This window comes from Leyella stercorea (assembly GCF_021531355.1).
Lineage (GTDB): Bacteria > Bacteroidota > Bacteroidia > Bacteroidales > Bacteroidaceae > Prevotella.
Genome location: NZ_JADYTS010000068.1, coordinates 1 through 14,859 on the forward strand (window position 1 = coordinate 1; position 14,859 = coordinate 14,859).

Annotated in this window: 10 protein-coding genes; 9 read left to right on the forward strand and 1 reads right to left on the reverse strand. The window is 48.8% G+C overall.

Annotated elements, in window-relative coordinates; all coding sequences use genetic code 11:
* The first annotated feature begins 53 nt into the window (after window positions 1-53).
* From thiC to I6E38_RS12065, 8 genes are all read left to right on the forward strand, one after another.
* Window positions 54-1,631 carry a phosphomethylpyrimidine synthase ThiC gene (gene thiC / locus I6E38_RS12030; RefSeq protein WP_235394217.1) on the forward strand — a complete coding sequence of 526 codons (1,578 nt, stop codon included), beginning with the start codon at window positions 54-56 and terminating at the stop codon, window positions 1,629-1,631.
* Window positions 1,632-1,659: 28 nt separating this feature from the next.
* A complete protein-coding gene (locus I6E38_RS12035) occupies window positions 1,660-2,433 on the forward strand; it encodes a sulfide-dependent adenosine diphosphate thiazole synthase (RefSeq protein WP_235394218.1) in 774 nt (257 codons plus the stop codon).
* A gap of 151 nt (window positions 2,434-2,584) precedes the next feature.
* Window positions 2,585-3,127, forward strand: a complete 543-nt coding sequence (locus I6E38_RS12040; RefSeq protein WP_235394219.1) for a thiamine phosphate synthase — start codon at window positions 2,585-2,587, stop codon at window positions 3,125-3,127.
* A gap of 76 nt (window positions 3,128-3,203) precedes the next feature.
* A complete protein-coding gene (locus I6E38_RS12045; RefSeq protein ID WP_235394220.1) occupies window positions 3,204-4,097 on the forward strand; it encodes a DMT family transporter in 894 nt (297 codons plus the stop codon).
* Between the two features lie 33 nt (window positions 4,098-4,130).
* A complete protein-coding gene (locus I6E38_RS12050; RefSeq protein ID WP_235394221.1) occupies window positions 4,131-5,576 on the forward strand; it encodes a DNA recombination protein RmuC in 1,446 nt (481 codons plus the stop codon).
* 69 nt (window positions 5,577-5,645) lie between these two features.
* Complete coding sequence (locus I6E38_RS12055; protein WP_235394222.1) at window positions 5,646-7,016, forward strand: ATP-binding protein; 1,371 nt, start codon at window positions 5,646-5,648, stop codon at window positions 7,014-7,016.
* A gap of 99 nt (window positions 7,017-7,115) precedes the next feature.
* Window positions 7,116-9,590 carry a bifunctional UDP-N-acetylmuramoyl-tripeptide:D-alanyl-D-alanine ligase/alanine racemase gene (locus I6E38_RS12060; protein ID WP_235394223.1) on the forward strand — a complete coding sequence of 825 codons (2,475 nt, stop codon included), beginning with the start codon at window positions 7,116-7,118 and terminating at the stop codon, window positions 9,588-9,590.
* A gap of 819 nt (window positions 9,591-10,409) precedes the next feature.
* Window positions 10,410-11,666 carry a GTP-binding protein gene (locus tag I6E38_RS12065; protein WP_235394224.1) on the forward strand — a complete coding sequence of 419 codons (1,257 nt, stop codon included), beginning with the start codon at window positions 10,410-10,412 and terminating at the stop codon, window positions 11,664-11,666.
* A 76-nt stretch (window positions 11,667-11,742) separates the two neighbouring features.
* Here I6E38_RS12065 and I6E38_RS12070 read toward each other — a convergent pair whose 3' ends face one another.
* Window positions 11,743-13,398, reverse strand: coding sequence for a Gfo/Idh/MocA family protein (locus I6E38_RS12070; RefSeq protein ID WP_235394225.1), 1,656 nt, complete (start codon window positions 13,396-13,398; stop codon window positions 11,743-11,745).
* Window positions 13,399-13,530: 132 nt separating this feature from the next.
* On the opposite strand from I6E38_RS12070, the gene mnmA reads away from it, so the two are divergent.
* Complete coding sequence (mnmA, locus tag I6E38_RS12075) at window positions 13,531-14,622, forward strand: tRNA 2-thiouridine(34) synthase MnmA (RefSeq protein WP_235394226.1); 1,092 nt, start codon at window positions 13,531-13,533, stop codon at window positions 14,620-14,622.
* Window positions 14,623-14,859 lie beyond the last annotated feature (237 nt).

Genomic DNA, 14,859 nt, shown 5'->3' on the forward strand with positions numbered 1-14,859 from the left:
GCTCCCCTCCCTGCGGGGGAGGGGCTGGGGGTGGGGCTTCTTACTACATCATTATGAACAACAACATCAAATTCTCCTATCCTTCTTCAGAGAAGGTTTACATGAAGGGAGAAATCTACAAGGACCTGCGTGTTGGCATGCGCGTGGTTCATCAGAAACCTACAGTGAAGATTGTAGGAGGCGAGCGCATTGAGACACCCAACGCTCCCGTCTACATCTACGACACAAGTGGTCCGTACAGCGACCCAAACATCGAGATTGACCTGAAACGCGGACTGCCCCACTTGCGTCAGGCTTGGATCGACTCACGCAAGGAAGGCGACACACAGATGTCGCTTGCACGCCAAGGCGTGATAACGCAGGAGATGGAGTACGTGGCGATTCGTGAGAACATGAACTGCCGCGAACTTGGCATCGAGACGCGTATCACACCGGAGTTTGTGCGCGACGAAGTGGCAGCAGGACGCGCCGTTATACCTGCCAACAAGAAGCACCCGGAGTCAGAACCGATGATTATCGGCACCAACTTCCTCGTGAAAATCAATACCAACATCGGCAACTCAGCCATCACTTCGGGCATTGACGAAGAGGTGGAGAAAGCAGTGTGGAGCTGCAAGTGGGGTGGCGACACTCTGATGGACCTCTCTACGGGCGACAACATTCACGAGACACGCGAGTGGATTCTGCGCAACTGCCCCGTACCAGTAGGCACTGTGCCTATGTATCAGGCTTTTGAGAAGGTGAACGGAAAGGCAGAGGACCTGACATGGGAGATATTCCGCGACACACTCATCGAGCAATGCGAGCAGGGAGTTGACTACTTCACCATCCACTGCGGCATCCGTCTGAAGAACATCAACCTCGCCGACACACGTCTGACGGGCATCGTGAGCCGTGGCGGCAGCATCATCTCAAAGTGGTGCAAGGTACATCAGGAGGAGAGTTTCCTCTATGCCCACTTCGACGACATATGCGACATCTGCGCAAAGTATGACGTTGCCATTTCGTTGGGCGACGGACTGCGCCCCGGTTCTACCTACGACGCCAACGACGCAGCACAGTTTGCCGAGCTCGACACAATGGGCGAGCTTGTAGAGCGTGCTTGGGCTAAGGGCGTGCAGGCATTCATCGAGGGTCCGGGCCACGTGCCAATGCACAAGATAAAGGAGAACATGGAGCGCCAGATAGAGAAGTGCCACGGTGCACCCTTCTACACACTCGGTCCGCTCGTAACCGACATTGCTCCTGCCTACGACCACATCACATCAGCCATCGGTGCAGCCATGATAGGATGGTACGGCACAGCCATGCTCTGCTACGTAACTCCGAAGGAGCATCTGGCGCTGCCCAACAAGGACGACGTGCGCACAGGCGTAGTGACATACAAGATTGCCGCCCATGCAGCCGACCTTGCCAAGGGACACCCCGGTGCCACAATACGCGACAACGCTCTGTCAAAGGCACGCTACGATTTCCGTTGGAAAGACCAGTTCAACCTCTCGCTCGACCCCGAGCGCGCCGAGGAGTACTATCGCACAACCAACAAGGTGGACGCCAACTACTGCACCATGTGCGGACCTAACTTCTGCGCAGCACGTATCAGCCACACACTTTGCGACGAAACCAAGTAATAAAATCAACAATTAACAATATAAAGCAATGATTGAAACACAAGTATCAAAAGGTATTATAACTACCTATTTTGACAAACTCCAGAACAACCTCGACCTCGACGTCGCTATCGTTGGCGGCGGTCCGTCAGGTATCGTAGCAGCCTACTATCTTGCCAAGGCAGGACTGAAAGTAGCACAGTTCGACCGTAAGCTGTCGCCTGGTGGCGGTATGTGGGGTGGTGCAATGATGTTCAACCAGATTGTTATTCAGGAAGAGGCAATGGACATCGTTAACGACTTCGAAATCAACTACCATCCGTTTGAGGACGGACTCTACACCATCGACTCTGTAGAGAGCACATCATCGCTGCTGTATCACGCAGTACACGCTGGTGCCACCATCTTCAACTGCTACTCGGTAGAGGACGTAGTGTTCAAGGAGAATAAGGTGAGCGGTGTTGTAGTAAACTGGACTCCGGTATTGCGCGAGGGTCTGCACGTCGATCCGCTTAACATCATGGCCAAGTGCGTTATCGACGGTACCGGTCACGACTCAGAGATGTGCAAGGTTGTAGCACGCAAGAACGGCATCCGTCTTGAGACCTCAACTGGCGGCGTTATCGGCGAGCGTTCACTCGACGTAGAGGAAGGCGAGCGTCAGGTAGTAGAGGGCACACGCGAGATCTATCCGGGTCTGTACGTTTGCGGTATGGCTTCTTCAGCCGTAGCCGGCACTCCACGTATGGGACCTATCTTCGGCGGTATGCTCATGTCAGGCAAGAAGGTTGCCGAACTAATTATCGAGAAACTTAAGAAATAATTCTTTTATAGTTGAGAATTGAGAGTTTTCTCAGTTGAGAATTGAGAGTTATGATATGCTTTTCTATTTATGCATTATAAATAATGTTTGATATAGGTAATCAAAACTCTCAACTCTAAACTCTCAACTCTAAACTTTCAACTCTCAACTAATGAAAACCATCGCCATCACCCTACCCCATTTTTTCACAGACGAAGCCTCAGCCATCAACCGCCTGTTTGAGAACGGTATTGACTTGCTGCATCTTCGCAAGCCCGACTCACAAACAGACGAGTGCCGACTATTGCTTGAGGCTGTGGACAAGCGATGGCTGCAACGTATCGTCGTACACGATCATTTTGAATTGTGCAAGGAGTTTCAGTTGCACGGCATCCACCTCAACCGCCGCAACAATACCGTTCCAGCCGACCATCACGGCAGTCTGTCGTGCTCATGCCACTCATTAGAAGAAGTTATTGAGCGCAAACCAAAGATGGACTACGTATTCCTTAGTCCTATATACGACAGCATATCCAAACAAGGCTACCATTCGGCATTCAGCGACGAAGTCCTGCGCCAAGCATCGGCACAAGGCATTATCGACCACAAAGTAGTGGCATTGGGAGGCGTCACACGCCAGCGTATTCCACAATTGGAGAAATACGGATTCGGAGGCGCTGCCATGTTGGGCGAGATGTGGAAAGACCTGCCATAATAATAATTACGAGGAAAGGGTTGAGCGTCTCGTTTTTTATTTGTACTTTTGCCATGTTATTTATCGACTAAAAAACATGGAACAAACAGGATTGAAGAAAGCATTCATACAACTACACTTGAGTGTAATGCTTGCAGGCTTTACAGGCTTATTCGGCAAACTCGTTACACTCAACGAGACGACCCTGACATGGTATCAACTTGTATTCACAACGATGATTCTGCTCGTATTTACGGGTCTGCCACATATTGAATTCAAGAAATTTCTGAAAATAGCAGGTTGCGGAACGTTGCTCGGTTTGCATTGGATATTGTTCTATGCCTCCATCAAAGCGAGTAATGTATCAATCGGTGTGGTGAGTTTTGCCAGCATCTGCTTCTTCACTTCCATATTCGAACCGATGATTCTGCACAAGCGATTTTCGATTGTGGATATGCTGTTGGCGCTTATCACCATTGTAGGACTGGCTTGCATCTTCTCGTTCGACACCCGCTATAGAACCGGTATCATCATTGGTGTGCTATCGGCAGCCGTGTGCTCGCTATATGCCATAACCAACAAGACAGCCTGCCAGGACATCAAGTCGCGCACCGCATTATTATATCTGATGGTGGGCGGACTGATTGGCGTGAGCATCATCATACCGTTCTATCTGATGATTTATCCTTCGTCACAACCCGTAATGGTTATACCCGAAGGCGACAACCTATGGTGGCTTCTGTGTCTGGCATTGTTCTGCACGGCAGGTCTATATCTATTGCAAATCATTGTGCTAAAGAAACTCTCGGCATTCACCGTCAACCTCACCTACAACCTTGAGCCGTGCTACACCATTCTCATAGCTTTCGCTGCATTTGGTGAGGGTCGTGAGCTGAACGTTTCATTCTATGTAGGCATCACAATGGTGATACTGAGCGTGGTATTGCAGAATCTTATGGCTTCAAGACGAAAAGAGAATACGAAGAAATAACCATTGAAACAACTAATCACAATACAATAATATATGATAGTATACATAATTTTAGGCATTGCTGCTGTAGTCATGGCAGCGGTAGGATATCTGTTGGGAAGCAAGAGCCAGACCGAACAAATCAAGACGCTGACATCCGAACGCGACGTACAAAAAGCTTATGCCGACAACTATAAAGCATCGCTCGAAACCGAAACCGAACGCAACAGGCAGAAAGAAGCCGAACTGAAAGAATCGTTCGACCGACAACTGGCAGACATCAAGGAGGCGTACGACAAGCAACTTGCAGAGCTGAAGGATTCGCACGACAAGCAGCTTGCACAAACCAAGGACAATGCCGACAAGCAGATTGAAACGTTGAAGCAGATGAACAAGGAGCAAGTGGACAGCCAGCTCCAGCTCATTCGCGAGCAGATGCAGACTACGTCGGAGGAAATACTGAAGCGCCGTCAAGAAGAACTTGGCGAGCGAAACAAGGAACAGGTATCGAAGATAATTGACCCTCTGCAACAGAGTCTGAAAGATATGCAGGAGGCCTTCGACAAATCAAAGGAACAGCAGAGCGAAGCACTCACACGTCTTGACGAAACTATAAAAATAAACATGCAGAAGAGCGTGGCTTTGGGTGAGACAGCCGACCGACTGACCCGTGCACTAACCGGCGAGGTGAAGGTGCAGGGCAACTTCGGCGAATTGAAACTGAAGCAGCTGCTCGAAGACCTCGAACTGAAGGAGGGCGAACAGTTTGACACACAGGAGACTCTGAAAGACAAGGCAGGAAAAACAGCTAAGGGCGACGACGGAAAGGGACTGATACCCGACTTCATACTACACTTCCCCAACAACCGCCACGTTGTAGTTGACTCAAAAATGTCGCTGACCGACTACGAACGCTACATGAACGCCGAAGACGGAACTCCCGAGAAGACTGAATATCTGAAATCGCACATCGCAAGCGTAAGAGCCCAGGTGAAGCGACTGGCAAAGAAGGAATATACCAAGTATCTGCCAAGCGGATACAACAAACTCAACTTCGCCATAATGTACGTGCCCATTGAGGGTGCGCTCAATCTCGCATTGCTCAACGACAACACTCTGTGGCGCGAGGCTTACGACGAAGGAGTGATGATACTTGGTCCGCAAACCATGTACATGAACCTGCGCGTGCTAGAAATGATGTGGACCCAAGTGCGACAGCTCAAAAACCAGCAAGCCATGATGGATGCCGCCAACACCGTAATCGACCGTGTGCAGGACTTCGGCATGCGATTCGGCGACGTGGAGACAAGCATGAACGACACCATAAAGAAAATCGCTAAACTGAAAATAACAACCGCCGACAGTGGCGCAAGCATCATCACTGCCGCCCGCAATCTGCTTAAGGCAGGAGCAAAGGAAAACAAGAAGAAGAAGTCGCTTGCCGAAATGGACGACTCAATGTTTATCGAGGCAAATTCCACGACAATTGATGAAATATAAAAAAATGTCGCTTTCTCTTGTTATTATGTTTGAAAAACATTATTTTTGCAAAACATAATATTTGAATAAATGAAGTTTGTAGACAGAATAGAAGAACAAAAGCGACTGCACAAGTGTCTGCATGAATCAGCAGACACTGGCTTAAGCGTTATATATGGGCGTAGACGATTAGGCAAGTCGACACTCATAAAGCGTGTGTTCAATAATGACGACGTATATTTTATGGCTGACAATTCAGAGAGCAGCCAGCAGAGACGTTTGCTTGCACGTCTTCTAGCCACAAAGTTCGAAGGTTTTGACAAAGTGGAATATCCAGACTGGGAATCGCTCCTAACTCAAGCCAACTATCGCACCAACGAGAAGTTCTGCCTATGTATGGATGAGTTTCCGCTGCTTGTCAAGAGCGACCGTACCCTGCCGTCGATTCTTCAAAAACTAATCGATTCAAAATCCTTACGCTATAACATCGTACTATGTGGATCGTCGCAACAAATGATGCAGGGACTTGTACTCGATGCTGCCGAACCACTGTATGGACGTGCCGATAACATAATTAAACTCGAACCTATTCATGTACGATTCCTACAAGAAATATTGCAGACCAATGCCTTGAATACAGTAGAAGAGTATGCAGTATGGGGCGGTGTGCCACGCTATTGGGAACTGCGCGAAAAGGAAACAAGTATGGCAGAAGCTATAAAATACAACATTGTGAATGTTAACGGGACACTATACGAAGAACCTGCACGGCTCTTTATGGACGACTTTCAACAAACGACACTGTCGTCAACGCTTCTCTCGCTCATCGGCAATGGCGTAAACAAGATATCAGAGATAGCAGCAAAGCTCGGCAAACCTGCAACAGAACTAAGTCGTCCGCTTCAAAAACTTACAAATCTCGGTTTTGTAGAGCGCGAAATTCCATACGGCGAGAGTCCACGCAGCAGCAAGCGGGGTGTATATCATGTTGCCGATCCATTTATGTGTTTCTTTTATCGATATGTGGTGCCCAACCGTTCGTTAATAGCACTCGGACGCGACAAGGTAGTAGAAGAAATGATTTCGAAAACAATGAACGAATTTGTAGCCAACCGATGGGAAATACTCTGCCGTAATGCAGTGAGCGGAAATGTCGTTGACGGAACACTGTGGAACGTAGCAGGACGTTGGTGGGGTAGCATTTCACGCGAAAAATCAGTGGAACTTGATGTCGTGGCAGAATCAATGGACCGTAAGAAAATACTCATTGGTGAATGCAAATGGACAGAACCAGATTATGCAGAACGTCTGTTTGCCGACCTGAAAGTACGTAGCGAAGGACTTCCGCTCATTAAAGGTAAGGAAGTGGTGTACTGTCTTTTCCTAAAATATCCACCTAAAGACGGTATTAAACATAACGTATTTCTTCCAAAGAATGTAGTAGAAGATGTGTTTGAATAAGCAAAGCTTTTCCTTTTCTTTGCTAAAAAATCTCCTGTAATCTGCCTTTATGTGCGAGAAAATCTGTAAGTTTGCAACATAATATCAATTTATCGGAAAATGACTTATACTATTGAAAAAGTTACAACGCTCATAGGAGCCCACCGCTTCGGCAATGCCGATGCCAACATAGGGTTTCTGCTAACAGACAGCCGCTCGTTGTGCTTCGCCGAGGAGACATTGTTCTTCGCCTTGAAGTCGGGACGTGGTGACGGTCATAATTATATTTCCGACCTCTACAGACGCGGAGTGCGCAACTTCGTTGTGGAACATGTGCCATTGGACTATGCCACAACCTATGCCGACGCCAACTTCCTGCGTGTGGAGAACTCGCTCGTAGCATTGCAACGCCTTGCTGAACGCCACCGCGACGAATACAACATTCCAATCGTAGGCATCACCGGTTCTAACGGCAAGACCATTGTAAAGGAGTGGCTATACCAACTCCTCTCGCCCGAACTCAACGTGACTCGCTCGCCACGCAGCTACAACTCGCAGATAGGTGTACCTCTGTCGGTATGGCTTCTGAACGAACAGAGCCAGGTGGGAGTGTTCGAAGCCGGCATCAGCGAACCAGGCGAGATGCTCGCTCTGCGCGACATCATACAGCCCGAGATAGCCGTACTGACATTCATTGGCGACGCACATCAGAAGAACTTCTCGTCGCTTGAAGAGAAGTGCCGTGAGAAAATTCTGCTCTTCCACGATGCCAAGACCATTGTATACTGCAAGGACGACACTCTTGTAGACAACGTGGTGAAGAGCTTCGACTATCGTGGCGACAACCTCGCATGGTCGATGAAGGACCCCAAGGCTGCCCTGTTCGTAAAGAATGTGGAGAAGAAGGACTTCACATCGACTATACATTATATATATAATGGTGAAGAAAGCGAATACGACCTGCCGTTCATCGACGAGGCATCGGTGCGCAACTCTGTCACAACCGCCGTCGTGGCACTGCACCTCGGACTCTCACGCGAGCTTCTGGCTGAGCGCATGAAGAATCTGGAACCGGTAGCTATGCGCCTGGAGGTGAAAGAGGGACAGCACGGATGCACGCTCATCAACGACTCGTACAACTCAGACATCAACTCGCTCGACATTGCTCTCGACTTCATGAACCGCCGTCCTGACCACAAGGGACGCAAGCGCACACTCATCCTGAGCGACATCTACCAAACGGGCGAACCGCTTGAACAGCTCTATAAGGAGGTGTCAAAACTCAGCGTGCAGCGTGGCGTGAACAAGATTATAGGTATCGGACCGCAGATTATGGACCATGCAGACATGATAAAGGTGCCCGAGAAATTCTTCTTCCACGACGTTACGTCGTTCATTCACAGCACTGTGTTTGAGACATTGCGCGATGAAGTGATACTAATCAAGGGCGCACGACGCTTCGGATTCGACAATATCACCGAACTGCTTGTACAGAAAGTGCACGAGACAATACTCGAGGTGAACCTCTCGAACGTCGTCAAGAATCTCAACTTCTATCGCTCGTTCATGAAGCCCGAGACCAAACTCGTGTGCATGATAAAGGCCGATGCCTACGGAGCCGGTGCCGTGGAAATAGCCAAGACACTGCAAGACCATCGCGTAGACTATCTGGCTGTGGCAGTGGCAGATGAGGGTGTGACACTGCGCAAGAACGGCATCACATCGAACATAATGATTATGAACCCGGAGATGTCGGCGTTCAAGACTATGTTCGACTACGACCTTGAACCAGAGGTGTACTCGTTCCGACTGCTCGATGCTCTTGTGCGCGAGGCTCAGAAGAACGGTATAAGCAACTTCCCCGTACACATCAAGCTCGATACTGGTATGCACCGTCTCGGTTTCGACCCATTGAAGGATATGCCTGAGCTTATCGACCGCCTGCAACATCAGTCGGCTATAATTCCACGCTCTGTATTCTCACACTTCGTAGGCAGCGACAGCGACTCGTTCGACGAATTCTCAGCCCATCAGTTTGAACTGTTCGAGAAAGGCAGCAAGCAGCTTTGTGCCGCATTCCCACACAAGATACTGCGCCACATAGACAATTCGGCTGGTATTGAACACTTCCCCGAACGCCAGCTTGACATGTGCCGACTCGGACTTGGACTCTACGGCTACGACTCACGCGACAACTCTATGATAAACAACGTGACTACGCTGAAGACTACAATACTGCAGATACACGACATTCCTGCCAACGAAACCATAGGATACAGCCGCCGAGGAACACTGACACGCGACTCGCGCATCGCCGCAATACCTATTGGTTATGCCGACGGACTGAACCGCCACTTAGGCAATCGTCACTGCTACTGCCTCGTTAACGGCAAGAAGGCCGAATATGTAGGCAACATCTGTATGGACGTGGCAATGATTGACGTGACCGACATCGACTGCAAGGAGGGCGACCAGGTGATAATCTTCGGCGAAGAACTGCCCGTAACAGTATTGTCAGACACTATAGACACTATCCCATACGAGGTACTGACCGGTATCAGCAACCGTGTTAAGCGTGTGTACTATCAAGACTAATTGAGAGAAAAAGAAAAGCGGTTGCATGCAGCCTCCTTACAGAGACTTCGTGCAACCGCTTTAGCGTAAATATATATGAATTGAAAATTTGTACTTATTGAAGTAGCAAAATTACTTTGTGAGGTACATGTTGTTGTTAACTACAAATGCCTGAGCAACTGAAACAACGCATGCCAATACTATCAAACTTATAATCATCATAATTCTGTTATCCTTTCTCTATTTTTTGTTGTTTATCACTGTGTTATCCTTCTCCCGTGTTTTTCTTAAATGTGTGTCTAGACGTTCTTCATGTGCAACTCTGCGAGAGAGTTACTTCATGGCGTTCATCTTGTTGTTTACAACTACTGCCTCAACTACGGCTGCGCAGCAAATTGCAAAGATAAATCCGAAAATCATCATAATACTAATCCTTTCTTTAATTTTGTTATCCTAATCCTTTTACCTATTATAGGCATAATGCCTATTGAAGTGAAGCCTTTTTGTAGCCCTTTCGTTTTTACATGTGCAAAGTTAATGCCTTTTGTGTTCGCGCACAAGCGTTTTAGCAATTAATTGCGCGCTTGTCTTATATTTATTGATGTGCGTCAACGGTTGTCGTAAATTTGCAATAAAATAGCAATTGTTTTGCCAAATTTGGCAGAAAACAGGCTCCAAAAACCATGACAGGCAGACAATAAAGATGTATTATAGCAACATAATATACGTATCATGGCAGCAGATTTAGAGCATTCAGATGGTCATTGTATTAAAGTTTTTAGTAATTTTGCCCTCTGTAAGCCCCCACAAATATAAATAACCAATAATAAACGACAAATAATGAAGGATGTACCTGTATTGCTGCTCACCGGTTATCTGGGCAGCGGAAAGACAACATTGGTAAACCGTATCCTCGCAAACGAGAAAGGAATCAAGTTTGCAGTTATCGTCAACGACATTGGCGAGGTGAATATTGATGCCGACCTGATACAGCAAGGCGGCGTTGTCAATCAGAACGATGACAGCCTTGTGGCTCTGCAGAACGGCTGCATCTGCTGCACGCTGAAGATGGACTTGGTAGAACAGCTCAACGACATTGTTGCCGAACAGCGTTTCGACTACATCGTCATCGAGGCAAGCGGTATATGCGAGCCTGCTCCTATAGCCCAGACCATCTGCTCAATACCTACATTAGGGCCGAAATACATCAAAAACGGTGTGCCACGCCTTGACAGTATAGTGACCGTAGTGGACGCTTTGCGTATGAAGGATGAGTTCGGTGGCGGCGACAATCTGCAGAAGCAGAACCTCGACGAAGACGATCTTGAGAACCTCGTAATACAGCAGATTGAGTTCTGCAACACCATATTGCTCAACAAGGCATCGGAGATTTCGCCCGAAGAGTACGCCCATCTTGTAGACATAGTGCGTGCATTGCAGCCCAAGGCGGAGATTATACCGTGCGATTACGGCAATGTAGACCTCGACTTGCTGCTCAACACCCATCGCTTCGACTTCGACGAAGTGGCTACATCGGCTGCATGGATTGACGAGATAGAGCACCATCACGGCGACGAACACATCGACGACGACGATGATGACGACGATGACGACCACGAACATCATCATCATGACCACGAGCACGGACATCATGACCACGAGCATGAGCATCATCACGACCACTGTCATTGTCATCACGGCCACGACCATGAGGGCGGTGAGGTTGAGGAATACGGCATCGGGACATTCGTTTATTATGCCCGCCGACCGATGGACATGAACTTCTTCGACAACTTCGTTTGCAAGCTGTGGCCCAAGAACGTGATACGCTGCAAGGGATTGTGCTGGTTTAAGAACGAGCCTGACATGTGCTACATCTTTGAGCAGGCTGGTCGACAGATGGGACTGAAGAATGCAGGACAATGGTATGCCACAATGCCTGAGGACGAACTGCTCCCGCTGCTTGAGCGCGAAGAGGGATTACGACGCGACTGGGACGAGAAGTATGGCGACCGTATGCAGAAACTGGTGTTCATAGGACAGAAGATGGACAAGAAAGCCATTTGCGATGCGCTCGACATGTGCCTCACCGACTAACATACATTTTTATATATACGCAAAAGGGGTTCGGCAGTAATTTGCCGAACCCCTTTTGCGTATATAAAGTTGTCGATTACTTTGTAGCCTTAGCTACCTGTGCCATAGCCTTTGCCTTAGCTTTATCAAGCGCAGCCTGAGCCTTCTTCTGTGCAGCAGGAGTCTTAGCCTTCTGTACATTGTCGTAAAGGTTCCAGAGCTTAAACTTAGCAGTAGCGCTCTTCAAAGCCTTTGTGAAAGCATCAGCATCAGCCTCTGTCTGTGCCTCCTGCTCAGGAGTAGCATAAGCGTGCTTGTAACCCTTCTGCTTGTTCCACAAACCACGTGTGAAGTCAGGGAATGTAACAGGAGCGCAGTCGTTGTCCATAGAGATAGCACCGAGCTCAGCGATGGCACACCACTCAGCCAAGTCATATACGTCCATATCGAGCGGCAAACCATTCTGCAGACAGTAGATGAGGCGAGCGCACATGATGAAGTCCATACCGCCGTGACCGCCAACTTCCTTGGCGAGCTTGCCGAACTTCTTCAAGATTGGGCTTTCGTACTTCTCCTCAAGAGCCTTGCGCTGTGCATCGGGCATGAAGCCGTGTGATGTGAGGTCGTCAACCTTAGGAGCGTTGCCGGTAGCGGCAAGCTGCTTAGCGTCGACAGCATATCCCTCAACCGGATACTTATTAGCGAAACCACGTGTACCTGTGAGCTGATACAGACGGCTGTACGGCTGCGGGTTCATAACGTCGTGCTGCAACTCGATAACCTTATGGTTTTCGGTGCGGATAAGAGTAGTAGTGTGGTCGCCGTTGCGGAAATCGTTGCAAGGCTTGCCAGTTTTCTTCTCAACGAGCTCCTTACCGTGAACGCTCTTTGTATCCATAGCTACGAGAGTAGTCATGCGGTCGCCACGGTGAATGTCGAGAGCCTGAGCAACCGGGCCAAGGCCGTGAGTAGCGTAGATATCGCCACGGTTCTCGCGGTTGTACTTCAAACGCCAGCCGAGCTGTTCGGGGTCAGATCCATTTGGATTCTTCCAGTAGTAATCCCAGAAATCGTCGAGGTTGTGGATGTAAGCACCCTGAGCGCGCAGAATCTCACCGAATACGCCAGCCTGAGCCATATTCAGAGTACGCATCTCAAACCAGTCGTAGCAGCAGTTCTCAAGAATCATACAGTTGAGCTGATTCTTCTCTGCCAGGTCAACAAGCTCCCAGCACTCCTTGAGGTTCATAGCTGAAGGAACCTCATCGGCTACGTTTTTGCCGTTCTCGAGTGCACACTTAGCCACGATAGCATGATGCTCCCAGTCGGTAGCGATATAAACGAGGTCGATGTCGGGGCGCTTGCACAGCTCCTCATATCCCTTCTCGCCATAGTAAACGGCAGCCGGAGCCAATCCGTTCTTGCGCAGACGCTCGTTCTGCTTCTCTGCACGCTCCTTAACGAAGTCGCAAAGAGCAACTACTTCAACACCAGGGATAAGGCTGAAGTTCTCAACAGCACCAGGACCACGCATGCCAAGACCTACGAGACCGATGCGTACGGTCTTCATCTTAGGCAAAGCCAGACCCAGCACGTCTTTCTGTCCGGCAGGACGTTCGGGAGTTTCAATAACGATTTTACCCTTGTTCCAATGCCACTTGGTATTGGGTGAGAGCGACTGAGCATTTGCTGTCAGGCTTCCAAACGAGAGCACTGCAGCAAAAGCCAAACCAATAAGTTTAAACTTTCTCATAAAATTGATGTTATTAGTAATATAGTTTTAGTAAGTTGCAAGTTATAAAAAGCAATGCAAAGGTACACCAAACTTTACAAAAAACGAAATAAAAAGAGTTTTTTTTCAATATTTTACTGTACATTTGCACGTATGAACGAAACTTATCTAAATACAGATTTAAGCCAAAAGCGCATTGCGGTGCTGCTTTCGGGCGGTGTCGACAGCTCGGTAGTGGTTTACGAGCTGGCGCGCAGAGGCTTACACCCCGACTGTTTCTATATTAAAATAGGTCCGGAGGAGAAGGAGGAATGGGACTGCACGTCGGAGGAAGACCTCGAAATGGCTACTGCCGTAGCACGCCGTTACGGATGCCGGCTGGAAGTGGTCGACTGTCATCGCGAGTATTGGGACCAAGTGACACGCTACACGATGGATAAGGTGCGTGCCGGATTGACACCCAACCCTGACGTGATGTGCAACCGGCTCATCAAGTTCGGAGCTTTCCATGAGAAGCGCGGACACGAATACGACCTCATTGCTACCGGTCATTACGCCCAGACCGAAGTGGACAGCGAGGGAAGGAAGTGGCTCGTAACGAGTCCCGACCCCGTCAAGGACCAGACTGATTTCCTTGCACAGATAGAGTCATGGCAGCTTCAGAAGGCGATATTCCCCATAGGCCATTACGAAAAGAACGAGGTGCGTGCCGTAGCCGAGCGCGAACATCTTATTAATGCCAAGCGCAAGGACTCGCAGGGCATCTGCTTCCTCGGTCAGATAAACTATAATGAATACATACGCCGATACTTGGGCGAGTGTCCAGGCGACGTTATCGAGATGGAAACGGGCAAACGCATAGGCGAACATCGCGGATTGTGGTTTCACACTATAGGCCAACGCAAGGGCTTGGGATTCGGTGGCGGACCGTGGTTTGTAATCAAGAAGGACGTAGAGCACAACATTCTCTACGTGAGTCACGGCTACGACCCGCAGACTGCATACAAAAAAGATTTCCCCGTACACGACTTCCACTTCCTGACATGCGAAGTTCCGATGCACAGTGTGACGTTCAAGATACGCCATACGCCCGATTATCATCCTGCCACCATCGAACGATTGGACGACGGCCGACTGATGATTCACTCTGACGATGCCATTCATGGAGTGGCACCGGGACAGTTCTGCGTGGTGTATGACGAACATCACCACCGCTGCTACGGCTCGGGAGAGATTACGGTATAGACAGGTGAAGGTTTGAGAAGACAATAAAAGCAGGCAGAAAACCCAATAACTCAATATAAGAATGTGTGCAAGACTCACTAGCAGTACGCCCCGAAGGGGTAGAAGCACATAGCCCAGAGCAGCGCCCTGGGTAAAAGTATCGCAAATAACAATGCGCCCTGTAAGGTAGGGTGTTCAAAATTTAGATATAAATCTGACATAAAAAGTGCAAGAATTCAGCTCGTTAAGTTGCTGACA

Excerpts from the sequence above, each read along its gene's own strand:
- thiC (WP_235394217.1), top strand. The coding sequence starts at position 54 with ATGAACAACAACATCAAATTCTCCTATCCTTCTTCAGAGAAGGTTTAC.
- I6E38_RS12035 (WP_235394218.1), top strand. The coding sequence starts at position 1,660 with ATGATTGAAACACAAGTATCAAAAGGTATTATAACTACCTATTTTGAC.
- I6E38_RS12040 (WP_235394219.1), top strand. The coding sequence starts at position 2,585 with ATGAAAACCATCGCCATCACCCTACCCCATTTTTTCACAGACGAAGCC.
- I6E38_RS12045 (WP_235394220.1), top strand. The coding sequence starts at position 3,204 with ATGGAACAAACAGGATTGAAGAAAGCATTCATACAACTACACTTGAGT.
- I6E38_RS12050 (WP_235394221.1), top strand. The coding sequence starts at position 4,131 with ATGATAGTATACATAATTTTAGGCATTGCTGCTGTAGTCATGGCAGCG.
- I6E38_RS12055 (WP_235394222.1), top strand. The coding sequence starts at position 5,646 with ATGAAGTTTGTAGACAGAATAGAAGAACAAAAGCGACTGCACAAGTGT.
- I6E38_RS12060 (WP_235394223.1), top strand. The coding sequence starts at position 7,116 with ATGACTTATACTATTGAAAAAGTTACAACGCTCATAGGAGCCCACCGC.
- I6E38_RS12065 (WP_235394224.1), top strand. The coding sequence starts at position 10,410 with ATGAAGGATGTACCTGTATTGCTGCTCACCGGTTATCTGGGCAGCGGA.
- I6E38_RS12070 (WP_235394225.1), bottom strand. The coding sequence starts at position 13,398 with ATGAGAAAGTTTAAACTTATTGGTTTGGCTTTTGCTGCAGTGCTCTCG.
- mnmA (WP_235394226.1), top strand. The coding sequence starts at position 13,531 with ATGAACGAAACTTATCTAAATACAGATTTAAGCCAAAAGCGCATTGCG.